23 protein-coding genes and 4 pseudogenes are annotated in these 24,362 nt (G+C 62.6%); 20 read left to right on the top strand and 7 right to left on the bottom strand.

Annotation, left to right across the window (positions count from 1 at the left end; all coding sequences use genetic code 11):
• Window positions 1-4 precede the first annotated feature (4 nt).
• The gene (locus ACFLEY_RS31045) at window positions 5-331 is read right to left on the bottom strand and encodes a helix-turn-helix transcriptional regulator (RefSeq protein WP_028172265.1); all 327 of its coding nucleotides are present in this window, start codon (window positions 329-331) and stop codon (window positions 5-7) included.
• A 152-nt stretch (window positions 332-483) separates the two neighbouring features.
• On the opposite strand from ACFLEY_RS31045, the gene ACFLEY_RS31040 reads away from it, so the two are divergent.
• From ACFLEY_RS31040 to ACFLEY_RS31025, 4 genes are all read left to right on the top strand, one after another.
• Entirely contained in the window at window positions 484-684 is a 201-nt protein-coding gene (locus tag ACFLEY_RS31040; RefSeq protein WP_074077126.1) for a GDCCVxC domain-containing (seleno)protein, read from the top strand.
• Between the two features lie 90 nt (window positions 685-774).
• A complete protein-coding gene (locus ACFLEY_RS31035) occupies window positions 775-1,092 on the top strand; it encodes a helix-turn-helix transcriptional regulator (protein WP_060911193.1) in 318 nt (105 codons plus the stop codon).
• A gap of 48 nt (window positions 1,093-1,140) precedes the next feature.
• A complete protein-coding gene (locus ACFLEY_RS31030; protein ID WP_060911194.1) occupies window positions 1,141-2,511 on the top strand; it encodes an NAD(P)-binding domain-containing protein in 1,371 nt (456 codons plus the stop codon).
• A 124-nt stretch (window positions 2,512-2,635) separates the two neighbouring features.
• Window positions 2,636-3,844: an MFS transporter gene (locus ACFLEY_RS31025; RefSeq protein WP_211433406.1), complete on the top strand. Its 1,209-nt coding sequence runs from the start codon at window positions 2,636-2,638 to the stop codon at window positions 3,842-3,844.
• 5 nt (window positions 3,845-3,849) lie between these two features.
• Here the strand turns inward: ACFLEY_RS31025 and ACFLEY_RS31020 are convergent.
• Window positions 3,850-4,629, bottom strand: a pseudogene (locus ACFLEY_RS31020) (IclR family transcriptional regulator); the annotation flags it as partial.
• Between the two features lie 180 nt (window positions 4,630-4,809).
• On the opposite strand from ACFLEY_RS31020, the gene ACFLEY_RS31015 reads away from it, so the two are divergent.
• The 5 genes from ACFLEY_RS31015 to ACFLEY_RS30995 all read left to right on the top strand — a co-directional run bounded on the left by ACFLEY_RS31015 (window position 4,810) and on the right by ACFLEY_RS30995 (window position 9,246).
• Complete coding sequence (locus ACFLEY_RS31015; RefSeq protein WP_171901243.1) at window positions 4,810-5,970, top strand: aminotransferase class V-fold PLP-dependent enzyme; 1,161 nt, start codon at window positions 4,810-4,812, stop codon at window positions 5,968-5,970.
• 19 nt (window positions 5,971-5,989) lie between these two features.
• Window positions 5,990-6,898, top strand: coding sequence for an amino acid ABC transporter substrate-binding protein (locus ACFLEY_RS31010; RefSeq protein ID WP_011085880.1), 909 nt, complete (start codon window positions 5,990-5,992; stop codon window positions 6,896-6,898).
• A 70-nt stretch (window positions 6,899-6,968) separates the two neighbouring features.
• On the top strand, window positions 6,969-7,763 hold the full coding sequence (locus tag ACFLEY_RS31005; protein WP_060911197.1) for an amino acid ABC transporter permease: 795 nt from the start codon (window positions 6,969-6,971) through the stop codon (window positions 7,761-7,763).
• On the top strand, window positions 7,760-8,455 hold the full coding sequence (locus ACFLEY_RS31000; RefSeq protein WP_060911198.1) for an amino acid ABC transporter permease: 696 nt from the start codon (window positions 7,760-7,762) through the stop codon (window positions 8,453-8,455). The genes ACFLEY_RS31005 and ACFLEY_RS31000 overlap by 4 nt, the downstream gene beginning before the upstream one ends.
• Window positions 8,456-8,475: 20 nt before the next feature.
• A complete protein-coding gene (locus ACFLEY_RS30995; RefSeq protein WP_060912994.1) occupies window positions 8,476-9,246 on the top strand; it encodes an amino acid ABC transporter ATP-binding protein in 771 nt (256 codons plus the stop codon).
• 485 nt (window positions 9,247-9,731) lie between these two features.
• Here ACFLEY_RS30995 and ACFLEY_RS30990 read toward each other — a convergent pair whose 3' ends face one another.
• The gene (locus ACFLEY_RS30990) at window positions 9,732-10,151 is read right to left on the bottom strand and encodes a DoxX family protein (protein ID WP_060912995.1); all 420 of its coding nucleotides are present in this window, start codon (window positions 10,149-10,151) and stop codon (window positions 9,732-9,734) included.
• An 87-nt stretch (window positions 10,152-10,238) separates the two neighbouring features.
• Between ACFLEY_RS30990 and ACFLEY_RS30985 the strand changes: the two are divergent.
• From ACFLEY_RS30985 to tnpB, 7 genes and pseudogenes are all read left to right on the top strand, one after another.
• Window positions 10,239-10,370 (top strand): annotated as a pseudogene (locus ACFLEY_RS30985) (glutathione S-transferase family protein); the annotation flags it as partial.
• 5 nt (window positions 10,371-10,375) lie between these two features.
• On the top strand, window positions 10,376-11,047 hold the full coding sequence (locus ACFLEY_RS30980) for a CoA pyrophosphatase (protein ID WP_082756305.1): 672 nt from the start codon (window positions 10,376-10,378) through the stop codon (window positions 11,045-11,047).
• Window positions 11,025-11,240, top strand: a pseudogene (locus tag ACFLEY_RS30975) (NAD(P)H-binding protein); the annotation flags it as partial. The gene ACFLEY_RS30980 and the pseudogene ACFLEY_RS30975, both read left to right, overlap by 23 nt.
• A gap of 16 nt (window positions 11,241-11,256) precedes the next feature.
• Window positions 11,257-11,949, top strand: a complete 693-nt coding sequence (locus tag ACFLEY_RS30970) for an NmrA family NAD(P)-binding protein (protein ID WP_060911199.1) — start codon at window positions 11,257-11,259, stop codon at window positions 11,947-11,949.
• Between the two features lie 23 nt (window positions 11,950-11,972).
• Window positions 11,973-12,536 carry a patatin-like phospholipase family protein gene (locus tag ACFLEY_RS30965; RefSeq protein ID WP_060911200.1) on the top strand — a complete coding sequence of 188 codons (564 nt, stop codon included), beginning with the start codon at window positions 11,973-11,975 and terminating at the stop codon, window positions 12,534-12,536.
• 72 nt (window positions 12,537-12,608) lie between these two features.
• A complete protein-coding gene (locus tag ACFLEY_RS30960; RefSeq protein WP_026192391.1) occupies window positions 12,609-13,007 on the top strand; it encodes a transposase in 399 nt (132 codons plus the stop codon).
• Window positions 13,004-13,306: an IS66 family insertion sequence element accessory protein TnpB gene (gene tnpB, locus ACFLEY_RS30955; RefSeq protein WP_396604286.1), complete on the top strand. Its 303-nt coding sequence runs from the start codon at window positions 13,004-13,006 to the stop codon at window positions 13,304-13,306. The genes ACFLEY_RS30960 and tnpB overlap by 4 nt, the downstream gene beginning before the upstream one ends.
• Here tnpB and ACFLEY_RS30950 read toward each other — a convergent pair.
• Window positions 13,260-15,365 (bottom strand): recombinase family protein, encoded by a 2,106-nt coding sequence (locus ACFLEY_RS30950; protein ID WP_396604285.1) that lies wholly within the window; start codon window positions 15,363-15,365, stop codon window positions 13,260-13,262. The genes tnpB and ACFLEY_RS30950 overlap by 47 nt on opposite strands.
• A gap of 588 nt (window positions 15,366-15,953) precedes the next feature.
• Between ACFLEY_RS30950 and tnpC the strand changes: the two genes are divergently transcribed.
• From tnpC to ACFLEY_RS30935, 3 genes and pseudogenes are all read left to right on the top strand, one after another.
• Window positions 15,954-17,489 (top strand): IS66 family transposase, encoded by a 1,536-nt coding sequence (gene tnpC / locus ACFLEY_RS30945; RefSeq protein ID WP_396604986.1) that lies wholly within the window; start codon window positions 15,954-15,956, stop codon window positions 17,487-17,489.
• 113 nt (window positions 17,490-17,602) lie between these two features.
• Window positions 17,603-18,244: pseudogene (locus ACFLEY_RS30940) on the top strand (DUF3734 domain-containing protein); the annotation flags it as partial.
• A gap of 358 nt (window positions 18,245-18,602) precedes the next feature.
• Entirely contained in the window at window positions 18,603-19,388 is a 786-nt protein-coding gene (locus ACFLEY_RS30935; RefSeq protein ID WP_082756311.1) for an isochorismatase family protein, read from the top strand.
• A gap of 592 nt (window positions 19,389-19,980) precedes the next feature.
• Here the strand turns inward: ACFLEY_RS30935 and ACFLEY_RS30930 are convergent.
• From ACFLEY_RS30930 to ACFLEY_RS30920, 3 genes are read right to left on the bottom strand one after another with little or no spacing between them, the layout of a single operon-like run.
• Window positions 19,981-20,565 (bottom strand): DUF1254 domain-containing protein, encoded by a 585-nt coding sequence (locus ACFLEY_RS30930; protein ID WP_011085884.1) that lies wholly within the window; start codon window positions 20,563-20,565, stop codon window positions 19,981-19,983.
• Complete coding sequence (locus ACFLEY_RS30925) at window positions 20,562-21,140, bottom strand: DUF1214 domain-containing protein (RefSeq protein WP_011085885.1); 579 nt, start codon at window positions 21,138-21,140, stop codon at window positions 20,562-20,564. Before ACFLEY_RS30925 ends, ACFLEY_RS30930 begins: the two co-directional genes overlap by 4 nt.
• A 9-nt stretch (window positions 21,141-21,149) precedes the next feature.
• The gene (locus tag ACFLEY_RS30920) at window positions 21,150-23,435 is read right to left on the bottom strand and encodes a transglycosylase domain-containing protein (protein ID WP_028172255.1); all 2,286 of its coding nucleotides are present in this window, start codon (window positions 23,433-23,435) and stop codon (window positions 21,150-21,152) included.
• A 294-nt stretch (window positions 23,436-23,729) separates the two neighbouring features.
• Between ACFLEY_RS30920 and ACFLEY_RS30915 the strand changes: the two genes are divergently transcribed.
• Window positions 23,730-24,245: a YcgN family cysteine cluster protein gene (locus tag ACFLEY_RS30915; RefSeq protein ID WP_060911202.1), complete on the top strand. Its 516-nt coding sequence runs from the start codon at window positions 23,730-23,732 to the stop codon at window positions 24,243-24,245.
• The last annotated feature ends 117 nt before the right edge of the window (window positions 24,246-24,362 follow it).

Below are 24,362 nucleotides of genomic sequence, written 5' to 3'. Positions count from 1 at the left end.
CTGATCAACTCGCCCGGCGTGTCGCCGCCGCCGGCGCGTCACTCGCAAATCCCTCGCAGCAATGCTCGCGCAAGAACGCGATGACTCCGTCCATGCGATCGTATCGAGCGCGGCAGATCACCGTGCGCCCGTTTTTTTCCTGTGCGACGAGGCCAGCGGTGACCAGCCCGCGGAGATGAAAGGCGAGCGTCGAGGCCGGTACGTCGAGGCGGGTCTGGATATCGGTGATGCTAAGGCCGGGCGGCCCGGCTCGAACCAGCAGCCGATATATGTCCAGGCGCGTCAAATTGCCTAGTTCCGCCAGACAGCGCGCAGCGATTTTCCGGTTCATGGGTTCTACGATACCGCAAGCCCTAGGTAATTACAACTATAATGCTAGTTTTATGGTCTGATGGAGATCGGGCTCCGAAAGTAACACGACCTTTGTTGGCGCGTTGGCGCCAAACGACTAGAATGGGTCTTGTCGATCGAGGAAAGCCGGCAATGCAAACGCAATCGGTTATTACGTGTCCGGTCTGTCATCACGCGTCAGCCGAGACCATGCCGACTGACGCCTGCCAGTTCTTCTACGATTGCAAGGGGTGCGGGGCCCGGCTCAAGCCCAAGAGCGGCGATTGCTGCGTCTTTTGTTCGTACGGATCGGTCCCTTGTCCGCCGATCCAGCAGAACGGAAAGTGCTGTTGATGCCAGCCTCCGCCGGAGCGGTCTCAACTGTATTTCCAATATTCTAGAAATATAGTTGACCGCGCCGGCGGCTCGGTGCATTGTCTCGTCATGAAGATCGACGACGCAGCAGCACGCCTGGAAGCCCTGGGTAACCGGACACGGCTTCAGATCTATCGGGCCCTGGTCCGGGCCGGACGGTCGGGCATGCCCGTCGGCCGCTTGCAGGACAAGCTGAAGATCCCGGCCTCGACGCTGTCGCATCACATCAAGTCTCTGGTCGCGGTCGGACTCATCAGCCAGGTCCGCGAATCGACGACCCTGGTCTGTCACGCGAACTATGACTTGATGCGGGGCCTAGTCGATTTCCTCGCGGCGGAGTGCTGTGCGGACGAAGCCGGATGCAAGGGCGCCCGGACGGCGGCCTGATTTTTTCGGCTCGGTTATTCGAAATTTCTAGAATTATAGGATGACAAGATGCGTGATGGGAAGATGGTAGCTATCGTCGGGGCAGGGCCCGTCGGCCTCGCTGCGGACGCGCATGTGCTCGCACGGGGCATGTCGCCCGTCGTGCTGGAGGCCGGGCCGGAGGCTGGACATGCGATCCGCCAGTGGCAGCACGTGCAGCTGTTCTCGCCGTGGGAGTACAACATCGACAAGGCCGCCGCGCGTCTGCTCGCGCCGACGGGATGGAATTCGCCGGACCCTCAGTCCTATCCGACCGGCGGCGAGCTGCTCGATCGATATCTCGCGCCGCTTGCGACGCGAACGCCGCTGCGTGAGGCGATCCGGACCTCCAGCCGCGTCTCGGCGATCAGCCGTGTCGGCTTCGACAAGGCCAGGACCAGGGGACGCGAGCAGGCGCCGTTCGAGATCCGCTACCGGAACGGCAGCGGCCCCGAAGTGCTGCGCGCGGATGCTGTGATCGATACGTCAGGCACATGGTTCTCCCCCAATCCGGCCGGGAGCAACGGTTTGCCGGCGATCGGCGAGCCCGAGTGCGCCGGCCGCGTCGCCTACAGCATGCCGGATGTGCGAGGCGCCGCCCGTTCCAGATATGCCGGGAAGACCGTTGCCGTCCTGGGCGCCGGCCATTCCGCCGTGGGCACGCTGATCGATCTCGTGCATCTCGCGGGCGAGGTGCCGGGTACGCAACCGGTCTGGCTCTTGCGCGGCGCCGATCCCGCCAAGGCTTTCGGCGGCGGCCGCAACGACAAGCTGGCCGCGCGCGGCGAGCTCGGCAGCGCCTTCGCCGCGCTCGTTGCCGCCGGGAAGATCAGGATCGAGACCGAATTCGGCGTCTCGCATCTTTCGGACTCCGAGGGCCGGCTCAAGATCGCCGCCGGCGCCTTGAGCGGTGCGCGACACGTGATCGTGGACGAATTGATCGTGTCGACCGGTTTCCGTCCCGACTTTTCGTTCCTGTCCGAGCTGCGCCTGCGGCTCGATCCCGCCATCGAGGCACCGGTCGCGCTGGCGCCGCTGATCGATCCCAACGAACATAGCTGCGGCACGGTGCGCCCGCACGGCGCCCGCGAGCTCGCGCATGATGAGCCGGGTTTCTACCTGGCCGGCATGAAGTCATATGGCAGGGCCCCGACCTTCCTCATGATGACGGGTTATGAGCAGGTCCGCTCGATCGTGGCCGATATCGCCGGCGACAAGCGCGCCGCGGCGAGAGTCGAGCTTGTGTTGCCCGAGACCGGCGTCTGTACGCGCGGCGGCCTTGAGACCGCTGCCGCCGCGTCGGGATGCTGCGGCGGACCGGCGAAGGACGTTTCGTCGGCCTGCTGCGCCGCCGACGAAACCGCGAAGACGTCGGGCGCTTCGGGGTGTGGCTGCTCATGAGGCACTCCGCTCCGCACCCGCTCGCCGAAGGACCGGCGCTCGGCACCCTGCCAACCCCGGCGCTGTCTTCCCCGCAATGGAGGGCAAAATTCGAAGCTTGAGCGGCCGGTCTCTGATTGCGGTGATGTGCATCGGCCAGGTCGGCAACTTGCTGCCGCATGTGACGCTGTCCGCGAACCTGGCGCAGCACCTGATGCCGGCGTGGGGACTTTCCGCGGCCGAAGGCGGTCTGATGGCAAGCGGCTATGCGTTCGGGTACATGCTCGCAGTGCCGGTGCTGACGACGCTGACCGACCGGATCGATGCGCGGCTGGTCCTGCTCTGGGGCTCGATCGTCAGCGGGCTCGCCACCGCGGCGTTCGGCATGTTCGCGCAGGGGTTCTGGTCGGGCACGGCGATCTGGTCGCTTGCAGGGCTCGGATTTGCGGGCACCTACATGCCCGGCCTGAAAGCCCTGACCGACCGGCTTCCCGCGGGCGACACCTCGCGGGCCGTCACGCTGTACACGTCGAGCTTCTCGGTGGGTGTCGGCCTCTCGTTCCTGGTGGCGCAACTGATCGCCGACAGGTGGGGCTGGCGGACGGCTTTCGTTGTGACCGGCTTCGGTCCGGTCGCAATGGTCGGCGCGTGCCTCCTGATCGACCCTCGGCGACCCGTGCCGAAAGCCGGGCGTCTGCTGAACTTCGCTCCCGTCTTCGCCAACCGCGAGGCGCTCGGATACATCCTCGGCTATGGTGCGCACTGCTTCGAGCTCTACGGCATCCGCACCTGGCTGGTGGGGTTCTGGACCTTCGTCGTCGCTCATCAGGGCGCGCCGGCCTGGTTGAGCCCTGTTGTGCTGAGCTTCTGCTTCGCGGTGATCTCGATGCTCGCTAGCATCCTTGGCAACGAGGCGGCGCTGAAATTCGGCCGCCATCGCGCGATCACGATCGTGATGATCGCGTCGGCTTGCGTCGCGCTGGTCATTGGCCTCAACGCGACGGCCCCGGCATGGCTGCTCGCACTGCTGCTGCTCCTCTATGGCCTGACCGTGCCGGCCGATTCCGGCGCGTTGACCGCGGGCATGTCGGCCGCCGCCGCATCCGAACATCGCGGCGCGACGCTCGCCTTGCACTCGACGGTTGGTTTCGGCCTGTCAGCGGTTGGCGCGTGGGGGACCGGCGCTGCGCTCGACGCGGCCGGAGGCCCGCAGAGCGCGACCGGCTGGCTGCTGGCGTTCATCGTCCTCGCCGCCGGCATCGCGCTGGGGCCGCTCGCGCTGCTGTGGGCGCGGAGCGGCGCCGACGGGGGCCGGAAGCGGACAATCAAACGGGCAGGACTAGAACGTCTCTGATGCTCGCTCGCGCCGTCATCGTCGGCCTGGAGGATGGTCTCCGACAGCAGCGCAGCGGCTTTCTGCAGCGGAGCGATGAACCGATCCAACTCGGCGAAGCTCACGCGGGCCACGGGAACGGAGACGCCGAGGCACGCGATCAGTTCGCGATCCGGAGACAGGATGGGAACGGCGCAGCCGACGACCCCTCGCACGTACTCTTCGTTGGTCTTGGCCCAGCCGCGTTTGCGCGTCTCGTCGAGGACTTTCATCAGGCTTTCGACGTCGACGATCGTCGTCTCGGTGTATTTGGTGAGCGTGAGTGCGCGGCACAGCTTCTCGCGCGCTCGCTCCGGCAATCGGCTCATGTAGATCTTGCCGGTCGACGTGCAGTGGAGCGGTGCCGCTTCGCCCGGATTGAACTGGAGCCCCTGCGGTTGCGACACGCGGACGCTGTCGACGTAGGCGACGACATTGTCCCGCACGACACCGATCTCGCATTGCTCGCCGATTTCGGCCGCGACTGCGCGGAGCACGGCGTGCCGGCGCGCGGTGCGGAAAGCTGCGCCGATGACCTTGGCCGACAGCGTGACCAGCTGGTTGCCGACCACGTAGCGCTTCGTTCCCAGGGCTTTCTGAAGCAGCCCGCGCTGCTCCAGATTGCCGATCAGGCGATGCGCCGTCGGCAGCGGGAGAGCCAGCGCGTTGGCGATTTCCGCGACCGAGACAGCTCTGACTTGACCGGCGACATGGCCAACGATGGCGAAGGCCCGGTCGAGCGGTCCGTCGGAACTGGTTTGCGGCATCTACTCATCCTTGCGTGACATCCATATAATTATCATTTTTCGGAATAAATACTATTGAAATATGAAAATTATTCTTGGCCGTACCGACGGATTGCTCATATCGTTGGCGTCGCCGAAAGGTGATCAGGATTTGTGCAGCGCAGCCAGAGCCCTGCCGGGCGCGCTCATCAGGAGAGTGGGATGTCTCGCCATTACGACGTCGGTGCCGTGCGGAAGGAATTTCCGGCTGTCGAGCGCATCACCTATCTCGACGCCGGCTTCCAGACGCCGCTCGCGCGCCCGGTCAAGGCGGCGATCGATCTCTTCCTCCGCGAGGGCCTTGAGACGGCCGGCCCCAAGAGCGTGTGGCTCGATCGCGTCGAGCAGACCCGCGAGAAGCTGGCGCGGTTTCTCGGCGTAGCGGCCGACGAGATCGCCTTCACCAAGAACACCTCGGAAAGCATGAACATTGCCGCCAACGCGCTGCCCCTGCGCGCCGGCGACAAGGTGCTGATGATCCATGGCGATCATCCCAACAACGCCTATGCGTTCCTCAATCTGCGGCGCAAGGGCGTGACGGTCGAGTTCGTGCCGATGACGGAGATCGTGAACGCCGACAGCCTTCGTCCGCACATCGACGCGAGCACGCGGGCGATCTCGATGTCGCAGGTGACCTTCCACGCCGGTCATCGTTTTGACGTCGAAAGCGTCGGCGCCCTCTGTGACGAGAAGGGGCTCTATTTCGTCGTCGACGTCATGCAGGCGATCGGCGTCGTGCCGATCGATGCGAAAGCCATGCGGGCGACCTTCATCGGGTCGGGCAGTCACAAGGGGCTGCTCGTGCCGCAAGGGCTTGGGCTGCTGTATTGGGACAAATCGAGGATTGAGCTCGAGCCCGCCTATCTCGCCGCCGCCAGCCTTGCGGAGGTCCCGGCCGATCTCATCGCCCGGCCCGACCAGCTCGACCTCGCCACGAGCGCGCGCCGCTTCGAGCTCGGCAATTTCAATCTTCCGGCGATCCACGCGCTCGGTGCCTCGCTCGACATGATCGAGGCCCTGGGCGTGCAGAACATCCAGAACCACTGTTTCGATCTCGGCGATCATCTCATCGCGGGGCTCGACGCGCTGGACGTTCGTCTCGTCGGTCCCCGCGATCGGCAGCACCGCGCGCCGCACATCTACGTCATCGCGCTTCGCGCCGCCGAATGGCTCGGCCATTTCGAGCAGAACGGTGTGCGCGTGTCGCCGGAGCGCGATGGCATTCGCGTGTCGTTCGGGATGTTCAACACTTTCGCCGATGTCGATCGCCTGATCGACATCATCAAGCGGCGCGGCGTGAAGCCGTCGTCCAGGGCCGCCTAGGCTGTTCTTCGGAGGGGAGATGCACATGACGAGTTTTGCGCGTGTATGGGGCGGCCTAATCGGCCTTGCGGCCGTCGGCACCCTCGCTGGGCCGTCGATCGCGGCCGACAGTCCCACGCTCGCCAAGATCAAGTCGAGCGGTGCCATCACCATCGGTCACCGCGAGGCCTCCATTCCGTTCTCGTATCTCGGTCCCGATCAAAAGCCGATCGGCTTTTCACTGGACCTCTGTGCCGGCATCGTCGAGCGCATCAAGGCGGAGCTCAGCCTGCCCAATCTCGCCGTCAACTATACGCCGGTGAACTCGTCCAACCGGATCCCGCTCATCCAAAGCGGCACCGTCGACATCGAGTGTGGCGGCACGGCGAACGACAGGAAGCGGCAGGAGCAGGTCTCGTTCTCCGTCGCCACCTTCGTCAGCCAGCCGCGCTGGCTGGTCAAGGCGGACAGCGGCCTGAAGACGGCCGGCGATCTCAAGGGCAAGACGATCGTCGTGACCCAGGGTTCCAATGCCGTCGGCTTCGCGCAAGGCGTGAATGCAAAGGAGCAGCTCGGATTCAACATCGTCCAGGCGAAAGACCATGCGGAATCCTTCCTGATGCTCAACACCGGCCGCGCGGCCGCCTTCATGGAGGACGATATCCTTCTTGCCGGCCTCAAGGCCGCAGCGCCGAAACCGGATGCGCTGATCTTCCTCCCCGAGGGCTATGCCAAGATCTATTATGGTCTGATGTTCACGAAGGGCGATGCCGGCTTCAAGGCGCTCGTCGACGACGTCTTGTCGAAGCAGATGGCGTCGGGGCAGTTCGAAAAGACCTACGCGAAGTGGTTCACGCGGGGGATTCCGCCAAAGGGCGAGAATCTTGCCTTTCCGCTGACCGACGAACTGAAGGAACGGATCGCGCATCCCAGCGATGCCGTCGATTAGTCGGAGAACCATATCGCGGAATCTTTCCGCACGCTGATCCTCTCTTGTATCCGGAGCTTCGAGGTTCGCCATGTTCGCGGTGCTCTTTGAACAGACGGCGGATGGCCAGCGCTACATCGACTGGCTTCTGTCGGGCCTCGGCTGGACCCTGGCCCTGGCGTTTTTCGGCTGGTGGATTGCCTTTGCGATCGGGATCGTCGTCGGGATCGGCCGCACCGTGCAGAACCGGGCCATCGCTGCGCTTGCGCGCCTGTATGTGGAGATTTTCCGCAACATCCCCGTCCTGGCGCAGATGTTTCTCTGGTACTTCGTCCTGCCGGAGATTCTTCCCGTCACGCTCGGAAATGCCATCAAGCAGATTCCGCCGCCCTGGGGATCATTCGTCCCCGCACTTCTGTGCCTCGGCCTCTACACCGCGGCCCGGATCGCCGAGCAGGTTCGGGCCGGGATCGAGGCCCTGCCGAAGGGGCAGACCGAGGCGGCAAGCGCACTCGGACTCACGGGCTATCTGACCTACCGCCATATCATCGTGCCGCAGGCGCTGCGTTTGATCGTGCCAAGCCTCACCAGCGAGGTGATGGGCATCTACAAGAACACCTCGGTCGCACTGACGATCGGGCTGATGGAGCTCACGGCTCAGGCGCGCCAGATCAGCGAGGCGACGTTCCAGACCTTCACGGCTTTCGGCGCCGCGACCCTGATCTATCTCGCGCTGGCGCTGATCGCCTATCAGGGGATGGCGCTGATCGACAGGGCCGTGCGCATTCCGGGCACAGGGCGTGCGGAGGATGCGATCGAGCCGAGCCTGGCCGACGACGTCGAGCAGGCCGGCTCGTTGCCCTCAGGGATGGAGGTCGTGAAATGAACAGCCTCGATTTCTCGATTGTTCTGCAGGCGTGGCCCTATCTCTGGTCCGGATTGCTGTTTTCGCTGGCGCTGACCGCGGTGGCCTTCGTGGTCGGCATGATCCTGGGCACCTGCCTTGCGCTGTTGCAGCACTTCGAGGTGCCGGTGATCGGGAAGGTCGTGCGCGGCTACATCGCCCTGATCCGCTCGATCCCCCTGATCCTCGTCCTGTTCTGGTTCTTCTTCCTGGTACCGATCGTGCTCGGCCATCTCGCCGGCAACGGTCGCCCGATTCCGATCGGCGCCACCTGGACCGCCTTCATCACCTTCGGCCTGTTCGAGGCGGCCTATTATTCGGAGATCATTCGCGTCGGATTGCGTGCGGTAAACCGCGGACAGTTCGAGGCGTGCCAGGCGCTCGCATTGTCCACCTTCGAGACCTATCGCAGCGTGATCCTGCCGCAGGTGCTCCGCGTGGCGAGCCCGATCATCCTGAGCCAAACCATCATCCTGTTCCAGGATACCTCGCTGGTCTACGTGCTCTCGCTCACCGACCTGCTCGGCGCGGCCTCGAAGCTCGCGCAGCTCAACGGTCGTCTCGTCGAGATGTATCTCGTGGTCGTCGTGGTCTACCTCGCCATCAGTTCGGCGGCATCGCAAGGCGTCGCATTGCTGCGCAAGCGCTATGCCATCGCCGGAGCACGCCGATGAAAAATCCTGGGGAGACGAAGATGGTTCGGGAGATTGCCGCGAACGAGACGAGCCGATCCGCGGCCATCGTCACCGTAGAAAACGTGGTGAAGCGGTTCGGCCGCTTCACGGCCCTGAGTGACGTCAATCTCAGCGTGAGGGCAGGCGAGAAGATCGTGCTTTGCGGACCTTCGGGCTCGGGCAAGTCGACGCTGATCCGTTGCATCAACCACATCGAGAAGCATGACGGCGGCCGCATCGTCGTCGACGGCATCGAGCTGTCGGACCGGATGAGCGACATCAACGACGTCCGCCGCGAGGTCGGCATGGTGTTCCAGAGCTTTAACCTGTTTCCGCATCTCTCGGTCGTCGAGAACTGCATGCTGGCCCCGATCAAGGTGCGCGGTCTGTCGCGCGCGGCGGCGCATGAGCGTGCGATCGGCGTCTTGCGCAAGGTACGCATCCACGACCAGGCGAGCAAATATCCGGGACAGCTCTCCGGCGGCCAGCAGCAGCGCGTTGCCATTGCCCGCGCCCTCTGCATGCAGCCGAAGATCATGCTGTTCGACGAGCCGACCTCCGCACTCGATCCGGAGATGGTCAAGGAGGTGCTCGACACCATGGTGGAGCTCGCGCGCGACGGAATGACCATGGTGTGCGTCACGCACGAGATGGGCTTTGCCCGCGAAGTCGCTGACCGGGTGGTCTTCATGGATCGCGGCTCGATCGTCGAGGAGGCCGATCCCGAAACCTTCTTCCGCGCGCCGAGGACGGAGCGGGCGAGGGCGTTCCTCGGCCAGATCATTCATTGATCGGGAGCGGCGTCAGGTTTCAGGAAGATGGCGGCACGCGACTGCGAATTCGTATGCTTGCGGGAGCCTGGCATCCAAGGCCGTGTACCTATAAACCCAGCCGCATCATATGACTGGTGACTACGTCGGCTTTGCTACCGTAGGACCAAGTTCGTGCGGCAGCGCAGTATGTCGCGATGGGCCAACAACGGAAGTATTGATGGGCGAGCCGGTTGCGACGAATGTCAGCGCCCACTTCTTGGATACTCTGTGGTGCCGCTTGGTCGTTGGCGCGCGCTATAGAGATTAGATGGGGCAGGGCAAGCAAAACTACTCCTGTCCAGAGTCGCCACTCCTTGTAGGGTTGGCAGCCCTGCCTAGGGGGTTCGGGTCAACAGTGCTCCTAGTAGCGGGCGCCACCAAAGTTCCTTGGCGCTGGGCTGGGTGATCGTCGGCATCGGCCGGTGCACTAGCCCCATAGCACGTGATCCCGTTCGGTTCGTCTCTTACGCGACTGACCGCACTTGCGGCGATCCTTTCGCGTCAAGCGAATAACTGCCAGCACCAAACGCGACAAACGCCAGCGAGCCGCCAACGATCGCCATGTTCTTCATGAAATGCTGGAATTGATTAAAGTCGCTGAGTTGAAAGTGCCCGATAAACGCAGAAACCAGGGTGTAGATCGCGAGCCCGAGAGCCACGAGCCGAGTTTCATAGCCAACCAGTATCAACAAGCCACCGCCGATCTCAATGATGATGGCGAGCAGAGTGAACAGTGCGGGCGCAGGGAGTCCAAGTGAACCCATATAGCTAGTAGTGCCGGCAAAGCCTGTTATCTTTCCGTAACCGAACAGAAGAAACATCGATGCATACAGAATGCGGCCGACGAGCGCCGCATGATCACCATACTTTGAGAGGTCGATCATCGTGCGTTCCTCCAATCGCGGGTCGTACAACAGCATTACGCTCGTTGATCCGAACCGATCTGCATTAGAGGACCCTTGATCTAAAGAGTTAATCGCGACCACATCCGGCGGCATTACTACGAGAGCCACACGACCATCAATCCGACGGGTGTGGTGCCGCTTGGACCGATCATCGACTTCGCGGTGCCGGCAAGCGGTCGGAAACAGGTCGCCGGGTGATGCCAATGACCGACGGCACCGACCACGACAATCGCCTCGTCACTGGGTCAGTATTCCTTTCCCGCGCACAAGAGAGGCTGACGTTCGATGTGCCGGCAGCGCTGACCAACCCGGACGCCATTGCGCGCTCCGACGCGCATAATGCCGATCCTGCTTTGCTTGCCGCTATTGCGGCCGTGAGGCCGATCCGGCCAGCGGCGGTGCTGGTCCCGGTGGTCCAACGTAACGAGCCGGGCGTCCTGTTTACCGGGCGCACGGCACGTCTCAACGATCATGGGGGGGAGATTTCGTTTCCCGGCGGCAAGATCGATGCCGGCGACGCCAGCCCGATGGCCGCCGCCCTACGCGAGTCCGAGGAAGAAATAGGGCTTGCACGGAAATTTGTTGAGCCGATCGGCTATCTCGACATTCACATAACGCCCTTCGGCCATCGGATTTTGCCGGTGCTGGCGCTCGTGTTGCCTGGCTTCACACTTCGGCTGAATCGCGACGAGGTCGAGGATGCCTTCGAACTGCCGCTGGCTGACTTGATGACCTCACAAAATCACAAGCGTGAAATCCTCGATTGGAACGGCTTCCCTCTCGAGTCCTACACTATGCAATTCGGTCGTCGCAAAATCTGGGGCGCGACAGCCATGATCCTTCGAAATCTGTATGAGCGCGTGTGCCTTGGATGACAGTCGCGCTACCGCTCCACTTTCACGCTGCCAACAAGAGGAGGCATGCATGATTCTGGTAACTGGAGGTACGGGCATGGTCGGCGGCGATATCGTGCGAATGCTGTCGCAACAGGGCGTTGCCGCACGTGCAATGACCCGAAATCCCCAAAAGGTGCCAAATCTGCCGGGTATCACATGGGTGACCGGAGATCTCGCGAAGCCAGACATTGCCCGCCGCATTCGAGGGCGCGGACACGTTATTCCTTGTTTCGAGTATTGGCGAAGACACGGTGGCGCAGCAGCACAACGCCATCGAGGCAGCACGGGCCGCCGGGATCACGCATATCGTGAAGCTGTCGGCATTCGGCGCCACGGACCACTCGTTAGCGCCGATCTGCCTTTGGCACTATCAGATCGAGCAGGAGATGCAGGCATCGGGAATGGATTGGACCATTCTTCGACCTCACCATTTCATGCAGAACCTGCTGACCCAGACCCAATACATCATCAACGACGGCGTGGTCTATTCGGCTTCGGGCGACGGTTTGATCCCCTACATCGATGCCCGAGACATCGCCGCGGTCGCCGTCGTCACACTTACTCAACCTGGACATCGGGGCCAGATATACGTGGTTACCGGCAGCGAGGCGCTGTCTTACCGTCAGGCAACAGAAATCATCAGCAATACGATTGGCAAGCCGCTCCGCTTTATTGACGAGACTCCGGATGACGCACGGGCGCGTCGAAAGCGAGAGGGCTATCCACCGGCCATCCTCGAAAGCGCCCTCGCCATCAGTGCTTATCAGCGAGCGGGCGGAAAGACCGTGACGATCACCAGCGTAGTCGCCGACCTGACCGGCCGGCCGCCGCGCACTTTCCCCGAATTCGCACGGGATCATGCCGCCATGTTCCGTGGCTAATGCGACATCGAAGGACGACTGCCATGACGAGCACGTCAGAGACCGAGCGGCCGTTCATCAGAGCGAAACAGCGCCCACCGTTCGAACGAATAGCGCTTCTCCTGCAAGGTGGGGGCGCCCTCGGTGCTTACCAAGCAGGAGTCTATGAAGCCCTGACCGAGGCCAACCTCGACCCGGATTGGATCGCTGGCATTTCGATAGGCGCGGTGAATGCCGCCCTAATCGCCGGTAATGTCCGGGAAAAGCGCGTCGGGAAACTACGAGAATTTTGGGAAGCCGTCAGCACACCACCGTTGGGCGTCCCCTATTTGAAGTCCGTCGAGATCACCGACGAACCTACGCGGCGTCTGGTCAATCAGACACGGTCACTTGGTACCTTGCTATTTGGCGCGCCGCATTTCTTCACTCCTCGAATGCTTCCGCCATTGTTCTGGCCCGCTGAAACGGCCGCTGCCGTCAGTTACTACGATGTCGCTCCGTTGAGGAACACACTTGAACGCTTGGTTGACTTCGATTGCATCAATTCAAAGCGCATGCGGTTTAGTGTGGGTGCGGTAAATGGTAAGCGGAGCTTTTCTCCCATTTGATTGACTGGTTTCGCTTCGGCTTTCGCTCTGCGATCCTTGGCTTGTCAGAGAGCCGAGAGGAGACTGAAGGCGATGGAACAATCGGGGGAGGAAGCCGAAGCTGATGGCTTTGTGGGGAAGCTTACGCGCCGGACGCGTTCTGGAGGCCGGTTATGGTCTGCGGAGATCAAGGGGCGCGCTGTTTTCGAGAGCATGAAGCCCGACGCCCGGGTATGTGATGTCGCACGGCGTTATGGTGTGAAGGCCCAGCAGTTGACGACGTGGCGCAGATTGGCGCGTGCTGGCCGGCTCGCATTGGTCACGGACGACGCGGCGGATTTCGTGTCGATCGAGCTGAGCGATCCAGTGGCGTCAGGCAAGAGCGAGGGGCCCGTCGAGATTACGATTGGCAAGGTTTCGGTCCGCCTGGATGCGGACGTGTCGGCGGTGCGGATCGCGGAGATCGTGACTGCGATCGAGCGCGGCGCATGATCATTCCGGCGCAGGGACTGCGGATTGTGCTTGCTGTGCGTCCTGTTGACTTCCGGTGCGGGCACGACGCGCTGGCCGGTCTTGTGCAAAACACGCTTGGGCTCGATCCGCATTCGGGCCTGATCGTGGTTTTTCGTTCGAAGCGCGCCGACCGGCTGAAGATTTTGCTATGGGACGGCACGGGCCTCGTTTTGGTCTACAAGCGCCTTGGCCGCGATGGTCGTTTCGAGTGGCCGCAGATCAGCGACGGCGTCATGCATCTGACGCGCGTGCAGTTCGAAAATGCCCCTCCTTGTTAGGCTGACAGATTCTTAGATCAAGTTGCGCGATGACGTGGTTTCGAAGGTCTCCGATGGCGTGAAGAACGGATGGTGTATTCGGGAAGAGATAGGCGCCGCTGGGCTGGCGATCAATTAGCAAACGCTTGGTTCGGATCTGAACATAGAGCCAGTTTACTGGAATCTCGAGCCTTCGGGCCAGTTCGGGCGGGCTGAGGTATGAGTCGTCATGCTCCCATCGGCTGCGCTGGGCAGTTACCTTGATGGCGGCGGCACGACGGAGCCGCCCAACGGTGATAGGCAGCACCTTATCGGCGCAACGGGGAGAGCGGTGACCTTCCCGAGTAAGGATTGTGGCGATCTTGTCGTCTGGGACGCCGTCGCGAGCGAGCGTCAGAAGGCGTTCCCGCATCTCTGTGCCTCGCGTCAATCTGGTGACGGAGTTGACGCTCATCTTCACTTCGAGCTCCGTCACGGCGCCTCCCCGCCAGACGATCCTAGCCAGGGCCAAGTCGCGCTCACCGCGGTCGAGAACGACCTTTTCGATGAGACATCGCAACAACGCCTTGCGATGCGCATCCGAGATAGTCTCGTCACCCCATATCTGCGGGAGGCGGCCGGTGAGGCTGATGACCTTGTCGTTGAGCTCCTTGCTTATGGCCACTTGTGTGATGGCTTTGGGCGGCGTCTGTCGGGCAAGCGCCTCTTCGGCGGCGCGCACGTCGTTTAGCGCCGCTTCCCATCGACGCTCGAGTTCCGAGGCGACCAACCGATTATCTGGATCAGCTCGGTTGAACTGCCGTTCGGCGAGCGCCGCCGTGTATCGCTTGCGCTCGAGCTCTCGTTCTGCACTGGAGCGTAGCGCATTGTTCGTCTGCTGCTGCACCCGGCGGGAGCGCGACAAGGCATCGAGTTCGGCCGGCGCTAGTGCGGTTAGGAATGCGTCGCCAACGGCTGCATCGATATGGGCGGCGCGGATGTGTTGGCAGGTTGGCTGACCTTCCTGGGTACGCAGGTGATTGCATACATATTCGCCGCCGCCCTTGTAGCGGACGTACATCTTATGGCCACATCGTGCGCACCAGGCAATGCCGTGGAGCAGGAGCTCGCCATTGCGAGGCGCGCCGCGGGTTTTGATGCGCATGTATTCGGCTCGGTTATCTCTGATGACGGATCGGATTTTTTCATAAATTGGCCAGTCGATATAGGCTGGATATCGATCTTTAACGACGATCCGCCACTCCTCCATCGGCCGCGGAGCCTTTTGTGGCAGGGCCCCCTCCCGCTTCGGCGGCCGGAAGCGGGTTCGTCCATAGACAAAGGCGCCCGCGTATGCGGGGTTCTTCAAGATCGCCGCGACGGCAGCCAGCGTCGCGCGCGTCCAGCACAAATCGCCATATCGATCACGACGCGGCAGTTCCAGGTCACGCTCGTTCAACGCTCGCATGACCTTGGCAACGCTGCGCAGCTGCAGGAATAACTGGAAGACGAGACCGAGCCGCCCTTGCACGGCCATGTCGGGATCCTTAACGACCACACCGCTCGGGTCCCGCATCAGCCCGATTGGCAGCATAACCGCAAGTTCGCCGCGTTCGGCTTTGGCCAGCAGGCCGGCGGTCAGCCGGCTGCGGATCGTATGTAGCTCAAGCTCGGAGATCGAACCCTTCAGCCCGAGAAGCAACCGTCCGTTGGGAGTGCCCGGATCATAGACACCATCGCGGTCGGCGATCAGGCAGCCACGTAGACCACAGATATCCAGGAGCGGATACCAGTCGGTACAATTACGCGCCAAGCGGGTCACGTCGATCGACAGGATGAGTCCCACTTCACTCAGGCCAACACGGCCAACGAGTTCCTTGAAGCCGTTACGCTGTGCTATAGACGCGCCGCTCAACCCGAGATCGGCATCAATCACGTCGATGGCCGCCTCACGCCATCCGAGTTCGCGGGCGCGCTGGCGAAGCGCGTATTGAAGGCGCAGGCTCTCCTGATTGCTTACGACCTGATGGGGCGTCGACTGCCGGATGTAGACTACGGCTTTGCGCGCCAAGTGGCTTGGTGTGACCAGCTCGGACTTCATGAGGGATCTCCGCCAAAATTGCGGCGACGTCTTCGACGATCTGGCGTCGGAGCGCGGGCGTCAGCGTCGACCAAAGATCGGCTGGATCCATGCTCATGTGCGTCGGGACAATCCGCTGTCGATAAAAGCTCGAGTAGAGCCTCCATACTCAGCTTAATCTGATTTGCCTCTTGCTCATAATATTCGATTGCGGTTGCTTGAATCAGAAGACTGCTTCCTGCGCGATACTCAACTTCATACGAAGCGGGAATGCCTCGGCCTCGCTGACCGATCTTCCTAATCACTCGATATGAGCGCCCCCACAAAGGATGGTGGGGGTCCCGAACCTCGACCACCTCCGGAAATGATTCGTCAGACTCACTATCAGGGACATTCCTCAATCCCCTCGTTTGAAGGGCTGAACTGGAAGCGAGTGGGCGAACGGATTGTCGCGACGCCAGCTGCGGCGAACTGACTCAGACCCGACAACCTGTTTCGCGCGGGGCTTTGGGATGATAGCTTGCGGATGTGCCGCCGTCCCCCTTTGATCCCGCCCGTCTTGCAGCGCTGCCCGCCGATTTGCGCGCGCTCTTCCGCGCGCAGGAAGCGATGATTGAAGCCGAGCGTCGTCGCGCAGACGATGAATGCTCGGCGCGCCTTCATGTCGAGAGTGAACTGGCTGCGTCCAAAGAGAGCGTCGAACGCCTCGAACTGCTCGTGAAGGAGTACGAGCGCGCACGTTTCGGTAAACGCTCGGAAAAGTTCAATCCCGATCAGATGCAACTGGTTCTCGAGGACATCGAGATTGCCATCGCCGAAGTCCAGGAACGCCAGGACGATCGTGCGCGCCGCGCCGGCACGGCGCCGTCCAGCCGCCGGACCAGGCGCGCTGCCCGTGCCTTTCCCGCGCACCTGCCGCGCATCGAGCAGGTGATCGAACCCGAGAACCTCGAGTGTCCCTGCGGCTGCGGCCGGATGGTCCAGATCGGCGAGGATCGCTCCCGCCGTCTCGATGTCATGGCCGCCCAGTATCGTGTGATCGAGACGGTGCGACCGCGCTACGCCTGCGCAAAGGGCTGCACCGGTGTTGCTCAGGCGCCGGCGCCCGCCCATCTCGTGGAGGGTGGCATCCCCACCGAGGCGCTGCTGGCGGTCGCCAAGTTCAGCGAGCACATGCCACTCTATCGTCAGTCGCAGGTTCTGGCTCGGCATGGCATCTTCATCGATCGCGCCGTTCTGGCAGACTGGATGGGAACGGTCGCCTTCCACCTCGCGCCGCTGGTCGAGCGCATGAGCGTCGTGATGAAGCAATCGGGCCGCTTGTTCATAGACGAGACCAGGGCGCCTGTGCTCGATCCGGGCCGGGGCCGAACGAAGACCGGCTATCTGTGGGCTGTCCTGCGCGACGATCGCGGCCACGGCGGCGCTGATCCACCAATCGTGGTCTACCACTACGCGCCAGGACGCGGTGGTGACCATGCTGAGCGCATCCTCGAGGGCTTCGACGGCATCCTTCAGGTCGACGGATACCAGGGCTATCATCGGCTCGCACGGCCCAAGCGCAAAGGCGGCGTGCCGCTGCGGCTGGCCGCATGTTGGTCCCACTCAAGGCGCAAGATCATCGCAGCGACTCCGAAAGCCGGCTCACCCATCGCCGAAGCCGTTCTCGCGCGCATCGCCGCACTCTATGCGATCGAGAAGGAGATCCGTGGCGCCGACGCCCCGGCTCGGCAAACGACCCGTAACGAGCGATCACGGCCGCTCGTCGCTGAACTCGAGAGGTTTCTGCGCGAGCAAGCCGCTCGCCTGTCGCCGGGCAGCGAGATGGGCAAGGCGATCGCCTATCTCCTGAACCATTGGGATGGCCTCACCTTGTTTCTCGACGATGGTTGCGTTGAGATGGACACCAATCCCGTCGAAAATCAAATCAGGCCGCTGACTCTGACGCGTAAAAATAGTTTATTTGCTGGTCACGACGAAGGTGGTCGTTCATGGGCGCGCATAGCTTCGCTCATCGCCACCTGCAAAATCAACAGCGTGGAGCCCTACGTCTGGATGAAAGCGACGCTCAAAGCGATCGCAACCGGTCACCCGCAGTCCCGGATCGACGAGCTCCTGCCCTGGTCGTTCGGCCGCACCTCGTAATTCTCCGTCGTTGCCGCCTCCATACCCCCCGCCAACGATTTGCAAACACGTTGATCAACAGACTGCAATCCCCACGCCAAACCTTTGCGAATGGGACGCGAACGTCGCTTACGGTAAATGTCCGCACCGGCAATTTCATCTACTTCGATAACAGCACCCATCGCATCACACCGGCCCACATCGTCGCCAGTGGATCGCTGCCGCCCGGCTTTCCTGCGACGGAGATCGATGGCGAGTATTACTGGGATGGCGGTCTTGTATCCAATACGCCGTTGCAGTGGATGCTGGACAATAGGCCCCATCGGGACACGCTTGCCTTTCAGGTCGATTTGTGGAGCGCGGACGGACAACTCCCGAGTAATTTGCAGGAAGCGGAAGTGCGTCAAAAGGAAATCCAATATTCGAGCCGCACTCGTGCGGCGACGAACCAATTCAAGTATGCCCAGATGCTACGCAGGACTTTTAGGGAAGTTCTTGGCCACCTGCCTGACGACCTGCGGGCAATGCCCGAAGTGGAGATTCTTGCCAAGGAAGCTGACGAGAAAGTCTACAACATCGTTCACTTGATTTATCATTCGAAAATTTACGAAGGAACTTCGAAGGACTATGAATTTTCCCGCCGGACCATGGAAGAGCACTGGCGAGCCGGATACGACGACGCCGCGCGCAGCCTGCAACATCCGGAGGTGTTTGAACGGCCTGACAATCCGGAAGGTGTCCGCACTTTCGATTATTGCAAAAAGAAGCGGGACTGAACATCGGCCCGGCAGGTGTGGCTTGGCCGGGGTGACGAGCGAGCGCCGGATAGGAGCGCTTGGGAGATCCTCACTAGCGTTGCTACGTACACAGAACGTGGATCGACATCCTGTCGGTACTGCGCAACCAGTCGTGGCTACAGATCATGAAGCGGCCCCTGAATTACGTCCTTTGATCCAAATCAAGGGTTGTCCGGTAGGCAGATGGTTCTGTTTTGTGTGAGGCGGCCAATATCCGCGGCTGGGTGCAGCCGCTGGGCTTGATCTCCTCCCTCATCAGGCGAAGCAACAATTTCCTGAAGAACGCCCTGATCAAAGGGTGCGGCCTCTTTGACGCAGCCACCAAGAGGAAACCGCCATGTCAGTCTTCTCCAAACTTCTTCCGGGTGCAGTTGCCACTGCTCTCGCGTTGTTGGTTCTATCGCCGACTTCAAGCGCGTTCGCCCAATCGGATCGTCCCACGCAAGGTGCAAGCGTGTTGCCTACAGGCGGAGGCGCTGCACTCTTCGACGCGTCGGACGCCGTCATCCTGTTGTTGGATCACCAGTCCGGCTTGTTTCAGACAGTGAAGGACATCGACGTCGCCGAATTGCGGTCGAACACAGTAATGCTGGCGAAACTCGCGACCCTTTTGAAGATTCCTGTCATAACAACCGCGTCAGAACCAAATGGGCCAAACGGACCGCTCATGCCGGAAATCCAACAGTTCGCGCCCCATGCAATCTACGTTGGACGTAAAGGAGAAGTGAACGCCTGGGACAACGAAGACTTTGTCAAGGCAGTGCGTGTCACCGGAAAAAAGACCCTGATCATGGCCGGCGTCTGGACGAGCATCTGTGTAATGTTCCCGGCTTTAGATGCAAAAGCAGCTGGCTACAAAGTCTATGCCGTGATCGATGCGTCAGGCGATCCGAGCGAGATGACGTCACGCACGACAGTCGCCCGCTTCATCCAAGCGGGCGTAATCCCCACATCCACGAACGCGGTGCTGTCCGAAGCGCATCGCACCTGGAACCGTCCAGAGGCCGCTGAACTCGCAAAGCTGTACGCCCTGGTTGCACCGAACTATGGGGCTGTCATCGAGAGCTATCAAAGAGCCAGCGACGTTGCGAAGCAAACGACTACCGGTGCTGCCGCGAAGTGAAGCGCAGGTTGTTGCCAACGAAATGAAGGTGGCGGATCAAGTGCGAGCACACGTTCGCGCTTGATCAACGCCTTCCTGTGCCCGCCGATGACCGCTTTGGCTTTGCCCCAATAGCGCCGGTGCCCAGACCGGAGCGAAGGGCATTGAGCTTGGCCGGATGCCTATGATTCAAACTCCCAAACCGGGGGCTCGAATCATGCGCTATGAACTCACCGACAATGAATGGACCGCCATCAAGCCCATGCTGCCCAACAGATGCACTTGCCGTTGCCGCCAATTACCTCGCCTTCGTCCAACTTGCGTCAATCAGGCTATGGCTGCGGGTTAATGAGTCCACGCCCTAAATCTAATTCTAGGCTCCGACATGAAAACACCCGCGGCGGATTGCTCCGCGCGGGTGTTACGAACTTTTCGATCTTGCCATTCTGCCAGTGTTTTGCCCGACGAGTCAAAGGCGGCAAAAATGGTCGCGTGGCTGAGGTCGCGCGGCTGCTGATGGGTCGCTTAAATTAGCTAACAGTTTCAATGCCCCGCTACTGTGCATGGGGTTGTTTTTCAGGTTTTTGTTTTGAGCTGTCCGAAACGGCCGTGCTCAGCGCCGTCCGCGCGGCGTCTCGGCCTTGGCCGGCACCTCGGTCTGCGGCGCGCAGGTCGCGGCCGCAAGCGTCGCTTGCGCCTGCGGCATCAGGCCCGGCTCGGCGGCGAGCGCCTTCATCACGATCAGGCCGGTGGTAGCAGGGGAATCGATGATCAGGCGGTCGGCCGCGGTGATCTCCTCGTCCTCGGGCAGCTCGTTGTGCTGCGCTTCCGTCATCAGGTCGAGCTCGATCACCTTCTTGCCCGCGGAGCGGTCGTTGATGGCGTAATAGGCGATCTCGTTGCGGGTGTAGAACGACACCGAGGTGTAGGCTTGGCTGACGGGGACGGTGAGCTTGATCGGCCCGCCCGACAGGTCGTAGCGGCAGATCGCCAGCGCAAAGGCCGGGTCCATGAACGGCATCGGCGAGGTGTTGGGATCGGCGAGGGGAAGCTGGGTGACGCCGTTGAGCTTCGTCATCGGCGTCAGCCGCGAATAGGCGTCCTGCGTCGCGATGCGCGGCAGCGCCAGCACGCTGACGAGATGGACGACGAGGCCGAGCACCACGCCGGCAACGATGGTGAAGGCGAGCCGGATCATGAGCAGCCCACCGTCGAGATCGTCGGCATCGGCGCATCGCGCTGGGTGCGCGTCGCAACGCCGACCGGGGTGTCGTAGAGGCGCAGCATCAGGGCGTAGCGCTCGATGCCGCCGGTCGGCAGCCAGTTGCCGGAGCGCGAGCGCGAGGCGATGCGGATCTCGAATGTGCCGTCGGACTGCCGCACGATCTCCTGGCTGGTGAAGCCGTAGCGCTGCAGCGAATTGGCGACGAGATGCCCCTTGCGGTCGTACAGCGTCAGCGTCCAGAACCGCGCCGGCGGCGTCACGCCGGAGACGATCACATCGCAGCGGCCGTCGAGCGCCTTCTTCTTGTCGTCGGCGGTGGCGGTGAAGGCGACCCCGTCGCCGGTGCCGATCGGCAGCTCGCCGTTGCGCACGATGGTGGCGCGCGAATAGGGGTCGACGTCGGCGGTGCCGGTGCGCGGGCGCGCGGTCCAGGGGCCGATGGTCAGCGCGCCGATCTCGGTGCCGCGCGTCGTCGTCATCCAGGTCGCGCCGACGCCCACCACGGTCGCGAGCAGGAGGGCAGTCAATGTGGTCAGGATCAGCCGCACGGGTTTCGATCAGTTCTTACGCGGGGCGGATGCGTTCGCATTCTCTTCCGCATAGTTCTGCGGGAAGGCGAGCGCGCTTGTCGATGAGGCCGGCCTGGCGGGCTTGCCGTCGCTCGCGGCCGACTTGTTCGCGGTCTTGGCCGCGTCATCCAGCAGCTTCTCGACGCGCACCAGGATGTCGGCGCCGCGCTTGGTCAGCACGGGCGGCGGACCGGGCTTGGTCTCCAGCACTTTTGGCGCTGCATTGGCTTGCGCGGCCATCGGCTGCGGCGGCAGCTTCTGGCCCATGCCGATGCCGGGGATTTCCCGGACCTCGACGCCCTGATGCGCCGCGACCATGATGTCATGCCAGGTCTGCGCCGGCAGCGAGCCGCCGGTCATGCGATTGGTCGGCGAATAGTCGTCGTTGCCGTACCAGACCGCGCAGGTGAAATTGCCGGTGTAGCCGACGAACCAGGCATCGCGATACGCATTGGTCGTGCCGGTCTTGCCCGCGGTCGGAATGCCGTCGAGCGCGGCGCGGCGCGCCGTGCCTTCGCTGACGACGTGGCTCATCATCCCGGCCATGTCGGCGGCGATGTTCGGCGGAATGGCCTGCTTCGGCTTCGGGCCGTCGCGGTCCCAGCGCCAGACGAGATCACCGGCGCCGGTGCGCACCTCCAGCACCGAATGCGGCGTCACCGACTTGCCGCGATTGGGGAAGGTCGCGTAGGCAACCGCGTGCTCGAGCACGGTGACTTCGTCCGAGCCGATCGGCAGCGACGGCGTGTCGGGCAGCGGCGCCTTGAGGCCGAAGCGGCGGGCGACCTCGACGATCTTGGCGCGGCCGATCTTGGCCGGGTTCGGCGCCTTCGGCTGCTCCTTCTGCCCGATCGCGATCGAGAGCTTGACCGGCACCACGTTGATCGAGCGCGTGATCGCCTGCGTCAGCGTCACCGCGCCGGAATAGGAATGGCCATAGTTCTGCGGACACCAATTGCCGATGCAGACCGGGCCGTCGACCACGATCGAGTTCGGCGTGAAGCCGTTCAGAAGCGCGGTGGTGTAGACGTAGGGCTTGAACGAGGAGCCGGGCTGGCGATAGGCGTCGGTGGCGCGGTTGAACTGGCTGGCGCCGTAGTCGCGGCCGCCGACCATGGCGCGGATGCCGCCGTCGAGATCGGACACCACGGTCGCCGCCTGGGTCGCGTGATAGTCGCGGCCAAACTGGCGCAGCTGGTTCTCGATGGCGTCTTCCGCGGCCTTCTGCACGTTGGCGTCGATGGCGAGGCGCACCACGAAGACGCGCTCGGTGTAGGACTTCGGGAAGGTGTCGACCAGCTTGCGCATCTCGTCGAAGGCGTAGTCGAGATAGTAGTTCGGCGAAGCCTCGTCGCGGCGGTCGACCGCGAAGGCGGGGTTGCGGCGGGCGCCGAACACCTGGCCCTCGGTCATGAAGCCGGCATCGACGAGGTTGTCGAGCACGACGTTGGCGCGGGCGCGCGCGGCAGGCAGGTTGATGTGGGGGGCGTATTTGGTCGGCGCCTTGAACAGGCCGGCGAGCATCGCAGCCTCCGCCAGCGTCACGTCGCGCGCGGACTTGTTGAAGTAGAAATGCGCCGCGCCGTCGACGCCGAACGTGCCGCCGCCCATATAGGCGCGGTCGAGATAGAGCTTGAGGATCTCGTTTTTGGTCAGGCGCCATTCCAGCCAGACCGCGAGGAAGGCTTCGTTGACCTTGCGCTCGATGGTGCGCTCGTTGCTCAGGAACAGGTTCTTGGCGAGCTGCTGGGTGATCGAGGAGCCGCCCTGCCGGACGCCGCCGGCCTGGGCGTTGGTGACGAGCGCGCGCGCGGTGCCGGCGATGTCGATGCCGAAATGCTCGTAGAAGCGGCGGTCCTCGGTCGCCAGCGTCGCCTTGATCAGCACGTCAGGAAAATCTTCCAGCGGGATCGAGTCGTTGTGCTTGATGCCGCGGCTGCCGATCGGGTTGCCGTAGCGGTCGAGGAAGGTCACCGCGAGGTCGGATTTCTTCAGCCAGTCCTCGTCCGCGGTCTCGCGGAAGGCGGGGATGGCGAGCGTGAGCATCACGACGAGGCCGCCGAGCCCGAGGGTCGCGGCTTCCGACAGCGGCTCGATGAACACCCAGCGCTTCCACCGCCCGACATAGAAGCGGTCCATGAAGGTCGAGTAGCGCTCGTAGAGCTCGCGGATGCCCTTGGCCGAGGAGAACAGCGAGGAGTCGATGCGCGCATCGAGATCCAGGAAGAAATTCCGGACCTTCTGCTTCCAATGCGGTGGTATGATCTGGCGCACCTAGAACCCTTGAGGCTCGGTTCGAAACCGTTCAAGCACCCGGCCGGGGCGGCATCGAGACGTCTTGAGGGAATGTTGCGGCAAACCCAAGGCGCCCGGTTCGCGTCCTTTGGGGACTTGCTGTTCCTTCTAGCCGAGCAGGGCCTATAAACCAATGGTCAGGCTCGCGATTTTGAACAACAGGCCTAATTGACCCCGGGTCATTACGGGCCTCCCGGGGGCGTTGCTTGCAGCATCGCAGGCACACGGCCTAGATGGGTTAACCGTAGCTCTTTCGAACTCTTGTTGAGGCGCATGACCGCAGCTCCCAAACGACCTTCTGGCCGGGAAGGATTCTTCTGGAAAACCAAGACGTTGGAAGAGATGTCGGGGGCCGAATGGGAGAGCCTGTGCGACGGCTGCGGCCGCTGCTGCCTGAACAAGCTCGAGGATGAGGACACCGGCGACATCTATTTCACCCATGTCGGCTGCAAGCTGCTCGATGCCGGGACCTGCGGCTGCAAGGACTACCCGAATCGTTCCGACAAGGTTCCGGACTGTGTCCGCCTGACCCCGGCTAATGTCCGCACCCTGAACTGGCTGCCGCCGAGCTGCGGCTACAAGCTCGTCGCCGAGGGCCGCGACCTCTATTGGTGGCATCCGCTGGTATCGGGTGATCCCAACACCGTGCATGAGGCGGGCGTCTCCGTGCGCGGCCGGGTCGAGGGCAGCGAGGAGGAGATCCCGGACGCGGACCTCGAGGACCACATCGTGCAATGGCCGGCCCTGCTGCCGAAACGGGCACGCCTGAAGCGACGTCCGAAGGACTGATCCGCCGCACGGATCACGTGTTCGGGATGACCCGGCGGCGGGATGCACCCATGCGCCGCGGTGCCTGCCTGGGAAGAACTTTGCTGTCTACATTGGACTGCATAGAACGAATCCTTC

It is taken from the genome of Bradyrhizobium sp. YCK136 (assembly GCF_044570075.1).
Taxonomy (GTDB): Bacteria; Pseudomonadota; Alphaproteobacteria; order Rhizobiales; family Xanthobacteraceae; genus Bradyrhizobium; species Bradyrhizobium diazoefficiens.
The sequence above is the reverse complement of the archived record's forward strand: the minus strand, read 5'-3'. Positions and strand labels throughout refer to the sequence as shown.